An 11,958-nucleotide genomic window follows, 5' to 3' on the forward strand; every position below is an offset into this window, starting at 1 on the left:
GCCTACTCCCTAGCGCGACAAGCCGTCAGCCCGGTGGTAATCACCGTTCTCAAGAAACAGCTGCCGGAACACCCCCGGGTCGTAATTGCGAAATTGCTCGCCCGGCAAATCTGGAAGCTGCGCATTAGCCGCCATTGGCTGCACCAGACGCGGGGTCACAACCATCAGCAATTCGCGCTCCTCCCGGTCAATTCGCGACGATCGAAAGAACGCACCGAGCACCGGCACATCGCCGAGAAACGGCAACTTATCCACAGACGAGGAACTGTTGGTGGAGATTAGCCCACTGATCACGAAGCTTTCACCGTCAGCCAGCGATACGCTGGTATCGGTACGCCGCACATTGAGGGCCGGGACCTGAGTGCCGGCAATGGTTATACCGGCGGTGAAATCCAATTCACTGACCTCCGGGGCTACTTTCAGGCTGATGCGGTTGCGCCCGACCACGGTCGGCGTCAGGGTCAGGCGTACGCCGAATTCCTTGTATTCGATGGAGATCGAATCACTACCGCTGCTCGGCACTGGAATGGGGAATTCGCCGCCTGCGAGAAAGCTCGCACTCTGACCGTTCAATGCCACCAGACTGGGCCGCGCCAAGGTGTAGGCGAAACCGCTGTTTTCTAGAGCGTCAAGGCCGAGCAGAAACTTGCTGCTGCCGCCGCCCCAGAGAATGTTGAAGCCGTCCCGTGAAAGTGGGAACGCAGCGCCCGACCCAACGCCGCTCACGCCGCCCACCGGCACCGTAGCGGGACCCGTCCCTGGCGCGCCGATCAGGAAGTTGTTCGACGCCGTACCAAAGATTCGCAAGCCCACCTCGCGCAACTTGCTACGCCGCACTTCGACGAAGCGAATATCGGTCTGCACTTGGCTGGGGACGATGTCCTCATCATAGGGCAGCACCGGATCGGCAACGGCGGCGGTTGCTGCGCCCTGGACAACAACCATGCTTTGCCTGGGCTCGCGGTCGCAGCGCGTCCACACCATCAGGCTGGTCGCACCGCCTTTTTTGCCTAACAACAGAAAGCTTTCGTTGGTGTTCAAGCTCACGTCCGCTACCTCGGGGTCACCGATGGCCAGGCGCGTGATCGGCACCGGGAAGCGCAGCTCGCGCTGTACTCCCTGGGTCACTTCCAGCATCGCCGGCACCGGTTCAAGGCCCGCACACGAGGCGGCTGCCAGGGATGGCAGGCTCATCAGCGTCACCACCAGGCAGACCGCAAAGCGCGATAAGCATGGACTACGGTAGGCATCATTCATGAAATGCATCCTTGCCGGTCAGGGAATTTGTCGAGTGGCATCGTTGCCGCGATAGACCTGAATGCTCGGCACTGAGGGTGGCGTCACACCCGATTGAAGCTGGGGCTGAGGCCGTGGTTCAGCGCTTCGCTGGGCGAGCTTCTCGAACTGAAACAGTTGCCGTTGCGCCTCGGCGATGTCCGCATCCAACTCATCGCCTGCGTAGTAACCAGCGAGCAGTTGTTCGTCGGCGCTGCGTACCGCCAGGCGCAGGCTGCCGACCTGAGTGGCCAGCATGAAGCGCGTCAACAATTGCTCGGGAACGGCCAGAACAGCGGTAGTCGGTGGGCGGCGACGGCGATTTTCGTCTGCCCCAAGCGGCGACTGCGCCGCGTCTCCCTGATTGGTCACGCCGAGCGCGTCACCCACGCTGAGCAGGCGCAACGCCGGGATCAGCACTTGCGCGGTCTGGTCGTTGTTGCGCTCGTCCTGACGCAGGTACAGCAGCACATCCACATAATCACCAGGACTCAGGTGCCCGCCACCCCCAATGACCTCATCCACAGCCACCGCGATAGCCCGCTCCTGGGGTCGGATCATCTTGGCCAGCGGGCCGCCCATATCGAAGGCAGCCTGGTTCAGGACAGTCCCGGCGGGCGACTGCCGCCACACGCTGCGCCCGACGAGATCGTCTGGGTTGCTAAAGCTGCCTGGCGGAGCGAGGCGCAAGCGCTCCACGGCCAGGTCATCACGGGTGATGGGAACCAGGGGCGGTACCTCACGGGCTAACACCACCACGTTGGTGCGCTGCTGCTCATCGACCTGGGCCTGCAACTGAGTGCCGACCTGCCCTGCCGGACTCATCGGGGCTATCGTCGACGAGGGTGCAGACTCCATAACGGGCTCGCGGCTCAGACTCAGCCCCCAATACCCCGTGACCACGGCGCCAGCCAGCAACACACCGGCGAGTACCAACGTCATTCGGCTATTCATGACAGCACGCTCCTTGTAGCCATAGCGCAGCAAAACCTCGGCACAACCTCATATTCATGCTGATAACGATAGGCAGAAAATTGACCCGCGTGGGATATCGGCACTTAAGTCGTGCACTTTAGTGATTATCTTACGGAAACTTATAGCGGTCCTGACAATCAAGATAATTGGCGCCGTTCGTCGGTACGTTTCGGTTAAAGGGCGTCAACTTTTCCAATAGTGCACGCGCATGGCCCGATTAAGCCTTGATTTTATTAGTGCTTATAGTTGTGATTAATACCTTATATATAATACCAAGGTGAGTTTGCGGATTGCCGCGTGCGATTTCTACACTTCCCCTAGCAAGCACAACGTACAGGCGCCCTGCCTGCATGGCTACAGAGGAAGTACCCGTCATGTTCAAACTCATTATCCTGCGCGAAAAAATCCGCGAGTTCTTCCGCAAGGAAGACGGTGCGTCGGCTATTGAATATTCAATTATCGCGGCATTGATTGCAGTCGTTATTGTCACCGCTGTCACTAACGTTGGCGAAGAAATTAACAACGTTTTTGGGGATATTCTTGCCGCACTGCAAGGCGTAGACGGCGAAGAGTAGTTATTAAGTTTTCCGGAACTGAGCAAGGTTCGCTTATGCGCCAACATCTCTTGCTGGTAGATGACGAAACAGACGCTCTCGAAGAACTCGGCGAACTGCTTGAGGGCGAGGGTTTCCATTGCCATTGCGCCAATAGCGTTAGCGCTGCAATGCTATGTCTTGCCACGTGGCCAGCCATTGCGCTGGTGATTACCGATTTGCGCATGCCCGACGAAAGCGGGCTGCGCTTGATCCAGAACCTGCGCGCCAACCCTCACCATGCAACTCTGCCGGTGATCGTCATGTCCGGCCATGCGGACATGAACGACGTGATCGGCTTGCTGCCTTTGCATGTCGTCGACTTCCTACCCAAGCCCATCTACCAGGAGCGCTTGATCGAAGTCCTCAATCAGCGCTTTCCAGTTGCTCAGCCGGTTGCGATAACAGACAGTGAGCCGGGCGCGCTGTCGGCACTACCTGTCAGCGCGCAATCAGCGTAACCACGCTGTCGCGATCACGTTGCGGCTAATCCGCCGCTGTGCAGATTTCGTCGTGACCCTACGTGCGGCAGCGTCTAAATAAGCACCACCTTACAACACTTACAACAGTCTTTAGAGCAGCCTGCTGCGCCTAAACCCCTCTCCCCTAGAAGCTGCGACCGAGATTGAGGTACAGCGCCTTCTCGTTCTCGTCATTCAGACCGTAGCTGAAGTTCAACGGGCCCAGCGGGGTTTCATAACCGAGAAATACGCTGGCGGCGTTGATGTAGCCGCTGTCGAACTCATTGCCGTTGTTCCATATCCGGCCGCGCTCTAGCGATGCGCCAAGATAGAGCGGGAAATCCAGCGGCAGGAACGAGCGCGGCGTCATGCGGCGGTAGTAGACCATCCGCGCGAGGCTGACATTCTGTCCAGCCAGGGCGTCCTGGCGGAAGCCCGACAGCTGCCGGGCGCCACCAAGCTGGAAGCTCGACGTAACGATCTCGGCATCGTCCAGCGTGCGCCCGTAACGGCCACCCACGACCAAACTATGCGGCCCATGGCTGAACGCCTTATCAAGCTTCAGCTCCCACTGCCGGTAGCGATCATCAGCGCCGAGGCTGGCATCGTACTGGCGCAGTTGCAGGCCGATCTCTTCGCCCTCGTGGGGAAAGTCGACATTGTCGAGGGTGTCGAACGAGTACTGCATTTCGTAGTAACCCTCGGTGAAACTGAACTCCGGCTGGTCACGTTCACCGATGCGCACTTCCGCTTCGCCAACGGCCTGACCAATGCCGAAACGCAGCTCGCCGTTATTGGCGATCTGCCGGCCAACATTGAGCCCGTAGCCATAGCGCTGCACCCGATATTCGGCGACGGGGTCGTTGTCCAGCACGGCATCAACGTTCCAGGCTTCGGCATACAGATTAGGCGCGACGAACCAGCGAGAGCCGACGTCCAGCGGTTGATAGAACTCGCTGTAAAGCTCCTGGCGATCGCCCAACTGCACGCGCGTCAGCCATTCGGCGCCAAGTCGATTGATGCCGTTTTTGCGGAAGCTGGCCCCCAGGTTGAAGACGCTGTCACCATGAAAATCATCGGACAGGTTCAAGCCCAGGCGCAGGTAGTCAGTGCCGGTGCGCTTCTCCCGCGCATCAATCATCAGGGTATTTTCGTCGTTGTGGCTGACCACCCGATATTGCACACGCTCGAAATAATCGAGGCCGTAAAGCGTACCCATGTCGCGCTGCAGGCCCGCCATGTCCAGCGGCTCGCCGAGCGGTTGACGGATGTAGTTGCGGATAACTTCATCGCCAACCTTGGAGTCGTTATCCACTTCGATGGCATGGATCACCGGAGCCCGCTGCTCGGCACTGCGTGCCAACGTAAGCGCAGGGTTGCCACCGCTGCGCCGCACCAGCGCGGTCAGGCGCGGCTGCAGGGCTTTCGCGGCCTGGTAGCCCGCTTCGATCATTTCCTCGCCGCGACCGAAATCGGTGACGCCATAGGGCGACATGTTCGGCTGGACCAGCACATCGTTGGACGTCAGCGTGGCCAGCTGCGCCTCGGAGTTGCGCCGGGTCATCATGGTGATCGACTGGTTGAGTACGTCGACCACCGTGAGCAGATCCTTGCGCGGCTTCAGTGGGGTACCGATATCGACCACGATGACCTGATCGACGCCCATATCGCGTGCGACGTCCACCGGGATGTTATCGACCATGCCGCCATCGACCAGCAGCCGCCCGTCCAGCTCGACGGGGGCGAACACCGCCGGAATCGACATGCTCGCGCGAATCACCTGCGGCAGGTGGCCGCTGCGAAAGACCACTTTCTGGTCGTTGGCGATATCGGTGGCCACGGCGCGGAAGGGAATCGGCAGGCGGTCGAAATCACGCACATCACTGCTGCGTACCAGCAGGCGTTCGAGCAGCAGCGCCAGGTTCTGCCCCTGAATGACGCCCAGCGGTAAACCGAGGCTGCCGTCATCACGAAAGCTCAGGCGCTGCTTGATGAGGAAATCACGATCATCCTGCTTGCGGCGAAACGGCACATCGGAGCGTGGCGGGTCGTCGGACAGTACCAGCCGCCAGTCCATGGTCAGCGCCACGTTTTCCAGTTCGGCGATGCTGTAGCCCGAGGCATACAAACCACCAATCACCGCGCCCATGCTGGTGCCAGCAATCGCATCGATCTGTACGCCCTGCTCTTCCAGCGCCTTGAGCACGCCAATGTGCGCCAAGCCACGGGCGGCGCCGCCAGACAGTACAAGGCCGATCTTGGGCTGAGCGCTTTGGGCGACAGCGAACAGAGGAAAAAACAGCAACAGCAGAACGAACAGACGGCGCATGGCACATCCCTGGCGATGGGGGGAGTAGGACATTGGCGCCATTATAGGAGCCAGATCGCCAGGATGTGCGCAGCGTGGTGCCTTGTTCAGGTTACTCAATGCAGGCGATGAGTCTCGCCGGAGAACGGGTCGTGAAAGCTGGAGATTTCCGATTGCAGGCGACGGTTTTCGCCATACGCCTCGATGGCACGGCGGTAGCGCATACGCTGCTCGTCGAGCAGTTTGCGCCGAGCTTTCACCACACTCTGTTCGTGTTGCGCTTCATCCACATGGCGAGCCATGGCAGGTCTCCAGGCTGAATAACGGGAGACCAGATTCAGCCAATGCCATGACAGTTTGAGGGCAATGCAATGACGCTGCGGTGAACTCAGACGCCTTCGTCGTGGGTCCTGATCGACTTGGCCGACAACCGCAGGCTGCGCAAGCTGCGCTTTACGCTCTTGAGGTGATTGACCAGGCTCGGCCCACGCGCCATGGCGACGCCCATGGCCAGCACGTCGATCACTACCAGGTGGGCGATGCGCGAGGCCAGCGGCGTGTAGATCTCGGTGTCTTCCTGCACGTCGATGGCCAGGTTCACCGTAGCCAGATCAGCCAACGGGGTCTGCCCCGGGCACAAGGCAATCAGCGACGCACCAGCCTCACGCACCACATTGGCAGTGGTGAGCAGATCTTTGGATCGCCCTGATTGCGAAATACATACCGCGACGTCCGATGGCTTGAGGGTGATCGCCGACATCGCCTGCATGTGCGGGTCGGAATAGGCAGCAGCGTTGAGCAACAGGCGGAAGAATTTGTGCTGGGCATCGGCCGCCACCGCGCCGGATGCGCCGAAACCATAGAACTCGATACGCTGCGCTTGAGAGCACAGCCCGATGGCCTTTTCCAACGCCACCGAATCGAGCTTCTCACGCACCTCGATCAAGGTGTGCAGCGTGGTATCGAAGATCTTCATGCTGAAGTCGGCGACCGAATCGTCTTCATGGATCGCGAACTGACCAAAACTGGCGCCAGCTGCAAGGCTCTGCGCCAGCTTGAGCTTGAGATCCTGAAAGCCACTGCAACCAATGGCGCGGCAGAAGCGCACGATGGTTGGCTCGCTGATACCCACCGAATGTGCCAGCTCAGCCATGGAACTGTGCATTACCGCCGCCGGATCGAGTAACACATGATCGGCCACCTTGAGTTCCGACTTGCGCAGGAGGTGGCGTGACTGGGCAATGTGCTGCAACAAATTCACTGGCAGGGACTCGACTGGTAGAAGGTGAATATGCCGGCTGGACTTTGACACTGTCACGACTCGGTTATAGTCCGAGTGCACCGGGCTGTAGTGTTCTTGTAGTTATACTACAAGCCTGCTGCCCCCGCACGGACAAACCGAGTCGGAGTTCCCATGCTGAGCAATTCCTGTGACATGCTGGTTTTCGGCGGCACTGGCGACCTCGCCTTGCGCAAACTGCTGCCAGCGCTCTATTACTTGCATCGCGACAGCCGCTTGCCGCGTGATACGCGCATCATTGCTCTCGCCCGCAGCAACCACACCCATGAGGCATACAAGGCGCTTGCCGAGCGGCACTGCCGCGCGCAAGTGGCGCGTGCGGACTTCAGCGAAGACACGTGGCGCAGCTTCGCCGAGCGTCTCGATTACCTCTCCATGGACGCTTCGCAAAGCGCCGACTTCGGCCGCCTAGGCAAACACCTGGGCAATGATCAGGAGCGGATACGGGTCTACTACCTGGCCACCGCACCCGACTTGTTCGAAGACATCGCCTCGCACCTCAAGCTTGCCGGGCTGGTGAACGCTCGGGCGCGCATCGTGCTGGAAAAACCCATCGGCCACTCACTGGAGTCGGCCCAGGCGATCAACGCCGGCATCGGCGCGGTATTCGACGAACCCCAGGTGTTTCGCATCGACCATTATCTGGGCAAGGAAACCGTACAGAACCTGATGGCGCTGCGTTTCGCCAATACCCTGTTCGAACCCGTGTGGCGTGCCGGGCATATCGACCATGTGCAGATCAGCGTTTGCGAAACATTGGGTGTGGAAAACCGCGGCGCCTATTACGACCATGCTGGGGCCATGCGCGACATGATCCAGAACCACTTGCTGCAGTTGCTCTGCCTGGTGGCCATGGAGCCGCCGGTGCGCTTCGACGCCGAGTCGGTGCGTAACGAAAAAGTGAAGGTTCTGGAGGCGCTCAAGCCGATCACCGGTTTCGACGTCCGCGACAAGACGGTGCGCGGCCAATACGCCGCCGGCAAGATTGGCGGCCAGGAAGTACCGGCCTATTACTTCGAGAAGAACGTCGATAACGACAGCGACACCGAAACCCTGGTTGCGGTGCAGGCCGAGATCAACAATTGGCGCTGGGCGGGTGTGCCCTTCTACCTGCGCACCGGCAAGCGCCTGGCCCGCAAAACATCGGAAATCCTCATCCAGTTCAAGCCGGTGCCCCATCAGCTGTTCGGTAATGGAGAAGCCAATCAGCTGCTCATCCGCCTGCAGCCCGAAGAGCGTATCAGCCTACAACTGATGGCCAAGAACCCCGGCAAGGGCATGCACCTTCAGCCGGTGGAGCTGGATCTCAACCTCGCCGATGCTTTCAATAAACAGCGTCACTGGGACGCCTACGAGCGGCTGCTGCTGGACGTCATCGAAGGCGACTCGACCTTGTTCATGCGCCGTGACGAGGTGGAAGCCGCGTGGCAGTGGATCGATCCGATCATTAAAGGCTGGCAGCAGCATTACCAACGGCCCCGCCCGTACGCAGCCGGCAGCAACGGCCCGGAGCAACTCCAGCATCTGCTGGAACGGCATGGCCGCAAGTGGATCGAGTAACTGCAATAAGCCAAGCCGAGCGACAAGCGCGTCTCGGCAGGGTTACGTTACCGAGTTCAAGCTAGAAATTGCCGTGGGGACGCCATGATCTTTGCCGTCTGCCAACTGAGCGATAACGCGCTTCAATTACCTCTTGTCGGGCCAGGCCAAGGCGCGACAAGCACAGCCGCAGGAATCTCGGGCGCTAGTCGTAAAGTGATATGGCGCGCCCCTTATTCGCTTGCTATTACGTATCTACTGGCCGGGTCTTCAAATGATATCGACGCGGTTGCGGCCGATACCTCCATGAACATCCTGCCGACACATCAGTAGTCCACGCGATACGCGCTGAATAGCCGCCACATAGAGCGATTGCAATCGCTCGAGGATCAGGGAAGTGCCTCACTCTTCAACAGTGTGCTCAGCTTATAAGCAGCGCGGCGCTGTGGCGGTCGAGTTCTCGATCGCCTTCATCATTTTCTTTCTGATTTTTTACGGCCTGGTCGGTTACAGCATCCCCTTCCTGCTCAGCGCTACCTACCAGGAACTGGCCACCGAAGCCCTGCGCGACGCCATCCACTCCCCCGATACGCGCGCGCCCACTCCCGAACAACTCGTGCTCCATCAACAGCGTGTGCTGCAGACAATGCGCAACTCCTGGCTACCACAAGCCTGGACGCGAACCTGCACGGGCTATGACGGTTTTCTGAAAACCGGCGCGGTATGGAGCGTCTGCGTGCGCCATGACAATCCGGAGAGCATCATGCCGCCGTTTTCGATCTTCGGCTGGAAGGTGCCACAGCTGCCCAGCGAGATCCGCGGCGAAGCCAAAATCCGCCTCTACAATCACTCGGGGGCTTGAGCATGACCCCTCTCCGATCAAACCTGCAGCGCCAGCGTGGCGCTTTCAGCATTCTCAGCGCGGCGACACTGGTGATGGCCATCCTGTTTCTCGCCCTGGTGGTGGATAGCGGCCGCCTGTATCTGGAACAGCGCAAACTGCAAAAGCTCGCGGATACCGCAGCACTGGAATCCATCTCCCGACTGGAGTCCGGCAACTGTGCGCTCGATACCGCCAACGCCCACCTGTATGCGGTGGAGAACGCGGCCTCTTACGGTTTTGTCGGCAATGGGCAGCAGTCGCTGACGTCGTCCTGTGTGAGCATCTCGATCATCGACGGCCTGCGAGTGCCAACAGCCGATCCCGCAGGCGGCCGAGCCGTCAGAGTAGTTACCCGCAATGAAGTGCCTGCCAGCATCATCGTACGCAGCGGCGGACTGTTCGGCCTCCCCGGCAACTCCACCGTGGGCTTGCAAGCGGTGGCTGTGGCAGAGAAGGACAGAGAACCAATGGCGGTATTCAGCGTGGGCGCGCAGCTGCTGGACCTCAATCCAGATGGGTTGCTGCCTAGGCTACTGGAGGGAGCGGGAGTGAACGTGACGGCGTTGACCCTGCTCGACCCAGAAGGCTTGGCGAATGCCCAGGTTACGCCGGGAGGCTTGCTACAGGCGCTCGGGGTGGAGGTGGGTATCAACCAGCTCAAGGCGCTGACGCCTAACGGGCTGGCGGAACTGGTGGATACCCAAGTCGGCGCTGTAGGCATTCAACAGTTGATCAATGCCTCGGCGAAGCTGGTGACCCACAACCAGACGCTGGCCGCTGATATCAACGCGTTTGGCGAAGAGCTGGTTGGCACTGAGCTGGAGAACGCTGCGGTCAACCTTATCAGCACCGCTGATCGTCCGGGCCTGCTTCAGCTGGCGTCAGGCCCGAACCAGGCAGTGGGGTCGGCGCTGGATGTAAAGCTCAACTTGGGTGATGTGTTATCCACAGGCCTGATGACGGCTGTTCAGGGTCGCGGGTTGTTGGTTAATGAGCCGAGCCTGCTGGGGTTAGCGAAACTACAACTTGGTATCGTCGAACCTCCCTCTATTGGCATTGGCCCAGTAGGAACTACTGCCCGCAATGCTCAAATTCGCTTAGGAATTGATGTTGATACTTCCATGTTGGTATTAAGCCCATTGCTTGGAACTTCAATAAAGCTACCAATCATTATCGATTTGGCCGATGTTACGGGAGAATTGACGAATATAGATTGCTCTGAATCTAAGCCAACAGCGTCTATTGCAGTAGAATCACGTATTGCCAATATTTGTCTTGGTTCAGCACCCAATGAAACATTGTGGTCAACAAAGACGAATTGCACTACAAGCGACCTAAATGATGCAACCGTGTTTAAGCTGTTCAATATTGATCTGATCAAAGGAAGGGCCGCTATCCCTCTGCTTAGTACCGGTAATCCGGGAGATAAGATTGTCACGCTGGTTGAGCGGGAATCAGTAGAGACCGATGTCAATGATATAGAACTTGGAACATCGGTAGCAGGCCTGATCCCGCAGGTATTGAGTATGATAAAACTCGGAATGCCTAAGAATGCAGATGGAGCACCCACCTTCTCGGCAGAGCAGGCAGGCCAAATTGCAGACAAATATCTTACGACGCTGAACCACAATAAAGTGGCGATACGCGAACGAATGCTGAGCGATGGGCTGGACTGGAAACGTCCGGCTGGGTTGCTGAATTTAGGGGAAACGACTATGCCCCAAGACTGGTATGAAAAAGCGCCGTCCAATTGTTCAGCTAATAAACCGGCCTGTCGAAGTACATTGGTAACGGCACTTCAAAGCAAAGCCCAGAGTGGGGTGTTAGGGTCTATATTGGATTTGGTAGGTGGATTGGTAAATGGGGTGCTTTTTGGTGTATTGGGTGAAAATACCCAGCCCCTGCTACTGAAAAGTATTGATCCACTAATCTCATTACTAAAATCAATTCTAGATGACCTAGGCGAACTACTGAGTTCCCTCCTCAAAACCCTCGGCGTTGAACTCGGCAAAAGCAAAATAAAGGTCCACAGCATCAGTTGCGGTCTTCCGCGGCTAGTGCAGTGAGAATCACCATGCGTTCATTTTTGTACAAGCGACAGCAAGGCGCCGTGGCTATCGAATTTGCCATGCTATTCGGGGTGTTTTTCGTGGTGGTGTACGGAATCATCGCCTACAGCATTCCCATGCTGCTGATGCTGACCTTCAAGCAGGTCACTGCCGATGCCGCCCGCGCCACGTTGCAGGTGGACCCGGGCAATGCCGCCTACACGCAGTTGCTGAGCCGGGAAATTACCAAAGCGGTGGAGCGCAGTTGGTTGCCGGACAGCTGGCGCAGTGGCAACTGTCCGGCACCGGAGCAAGATGCAGCCGGCTTCAGCTGGACCAGCCTGCCCGGCCAGAACGGGCAGCCCTCTTATGGCCATATCGCTCTGGACGCGCGTGATCCCGCTGCACCGCGCTACGTGTTGCATGTTTGCGTTCAGCGGCTCTACAACCGGGAGGGTGCGAGCAACCAACGCGCCATCGTGCCCACGCTGCGACTGCTCGGGATCAGCATTCCCAGCTTGCCGGAGGAGGACGGAAACGTCGTTATCCGTGGAGCGACGACCATCACCCTCTAGC

11 protein-coding genes are annotated in these 11,958 nt (G+C 58.7%); 6 read left to right on the plus strand and 5 right to left on the minus strand.

Going from position 1 to position 11,958, the window contains the following annotated elements; all coding sequences use genetic code 11:
* Positions 1-9: 9 nt before the first annotated feature.
* A complete protein-coding gene (locus BLS60_RS20385) occupies positions 10-1,257 on the minus strand; it encodes a type II and III secretion system protein family protein (RefSeq protein ID WP_092371797.1) in 1,248 nt (415 codons plus the stop codon).
* A gap of 18 nt (positions 1,258-1,275) precedes the next feature.
* Positions 1,276-2,229, minus strand: a complete 954-nt coding sequence (gene cpaB, locus BLS60_RS20390; RefSeq protein WP_092371798.1) for a Flp pilus assembly protein CpaB — start codon at positions 2,227-2,229, stop codon at positions 1,276-1,278.
* A 395-nt stretch (positions 2,230-2,624) separates the two neighbouring features.
* On the opposite strand from cpaB, the gene BLS60_RS20395 reads away from it, so the two are divergent.
* Both BLS60_RS20395 and BLS60_RS20400 read left to right on the plus strand, forming a co-directional pair.
* Positions 2,625-2,825, plus strand: a complete 201-nt coding sequence (locus BLS60_RS20395) for a Flp family type IVb pilin (RefSeq protein WP_208597327.1) — start codon at positions 2,625-2,627, stop codon at positions 2,823-2,825.
* Between the two features lie 35 nt (positions 2,826-2,860).
* The gene (locus tag BLS60_RS20400) at positions 2,861-3,304 is read left to right on the plus strand and encodes a response regulator (protein WP_070882385.1); all 444 of its coding nucleotides are present in this window, start codon (positions 2,861-2,863) and stop codon (positions 3,302-3,304) included.
* A 145-nt stretch (positions 3,305-3,449) separates the two neighbouring features.
* Here the strand turns inward: BLS60_RS20400 and BLS60_RS20405 are convergent, their stop codons facing one another.
* From BLS60_RS20405 to hexR, 3 genes are all read right to left on the minus strand, one after another.
* A complete protein-coding gene (locus BLS60_RS20405; protein ID WP_092371800.1) occupies positions 3,450-5,633 on the minus strand; it encodes a patatin-like phospholipase family protein in 2,184 nt (727 codons plus the stop codon).
* Positions 5,634-5,728: 95 nt separating this feature from the next.
* Positions 5,729-5,914: a PA3496 family putative envelope integrity protein gene (locus BLS60_RS20410; protein ID WP_070882387.1), complete on the minus strand. Its 186-nt coding sequence runs from the start codon at positions 5,912-5,914 to the stop codon at positions 5,729-5,731.
* An 86-nt stretch (positions 5,915-6,000) separates the two neighbouring features.
* The gene (hexR, locus tag BLS60_RS20415) at positions 6,001-6,873 is read right to left on the minus strand and encodes a transcriptional regulator HexR (protein WP_070882388.1); all 873 of its coding nucleotides are present in this window, start codon (positions 6,871-6,873) and stop codon (positions 6,001-6,003) included.
* 153 nt (positions 6,874-7,026) lie between these two features.
* On the opposite strand from hexR, the gene zwf reads away from it, so the two are divergent.
* From zwf to BLS60_RS20435, 4 genes are all read left to right on the plus strand, one after another.
* A complete protein-coding gene (zwf, locus tag BLS60_RS20420) occupies positions 7,027-8,472 on the plus strand; it encodes a glucose-6-phosphate dehydrogenase (protein WP_167357691.1) in 1,446 nt (481 codons plus the stop codon).
* 376 nt (positions 8,473-8,848) lie between these two features.
* A complete protein-coding gene (locus BLS60_RS20425; protein WP_092371801.1) occupies positions 8,849-9,313 on the plus strand; it encodes a TadE/TadG family type IV pilus assembly protein in 465 nt (154 codons plus the stop codon).
* 2 nt (positions 9,314-9,315) lie between these two features.
* Complete coding sequence (locus BLS60_RS20430; RefSeq protein ID WP_092371803.1) at positions 9,316-11,400, plus strand: pilus assembly protein TadG-related protein; 2,085 nt, start codon at positions 9,316-9,318, stop codon at positions 11,398-11,400.
* A gap of 8 nt (positions 11,401-11,408) precedes the next feature.
* A complete protein-coding gene (locus BLS60_RS20435) occupies positions 11,409-11,957 on the plus strand; it encodes a TadE/TadG family type IV pilus assembly protein (RefSeq protein WP_092371804.1) in 549 nt (182 codons plus the stop codon).
* Position 11,958: the final 1 nt, after the last annotated feature.

It is taken from the genome of Phytopseudomonas seleniipraecipitans, assembly GCF_900102335.1.
GTDB classification, from domain to species: domain Bacteria; phylum Pseudomonadota; class Gammaproteobacteria; order Pseudomonadales; family Pseudomonadaceae; genus Aquipseudomonas; species Aquipseudomonas seleniipraecipitans.

Bases quoted from the DNA above. Each gene is read 5' to 3' on its own strand.
- BLS60_RS20410 (WP_070882387.1), bottom strand. From the start codon at position 5,914: ATGGCTCGCCATGTGGATGAAGCGCAACACGAACAGAGTGTGGTGAAA.
- cpaB (WP_092371798.1), bottom strand. From the start codon at position 2,229: ATGAATAGCCGAATGACGTTGGTACTCGCCGGTGTGTTGCTGGCTGGC.
- BLS60_RS20435 (WP_092371804.1), top strand. From the start codon at position 11,409: ATGCGTTCATTTTTGTACAAGCGACAGCAAGGCGCCGTGGCTATCGAA.
- BLS60_RS20430 (WP_092371803.1), top strand. From the start codon at position 9,316: ATGACCCCTCTCCGATCAAACCTGCAGCGCCAGCGTGGCGCTTTCAGC.
- BLS60_RS20405 (WP_092371800.1), bottom strand. From the start codon at position 5,633: ATGCGCCGTCTGTTCGTTCTGCTGTTGCTGTTTTTTCCTCTGTTCGCT.
- zwf (WP_167357691.1), top strand. From the start codon at position 7,027: ATGCTGAGCAATTCCTGTGACATGCTGGTTTTCGGCGGCACTGGCGAC.
- BLS60_RS20400 (WP_070882385.1), top strand. From the start codon at position 2,861: ATGCGCCAACATCTCTTGCTGGTAGATGACGAAACAGACGCTCTCGAA.
- BLS60_RS20395 (WP_208597327.1), top strand. From the start codon at position 2,625: ATGTTCAAACTCATTATCCTGCGCGAAAAAATCCGCGAGTTCTTCCGC.
- BLS60_RS20385 (WP_092371797.1), bottom strand. From the start codon at position 1,257: ATGAATGATGCCTACCGTAGTCCATGCTTATCGCGCTTTGCGGTCTGC.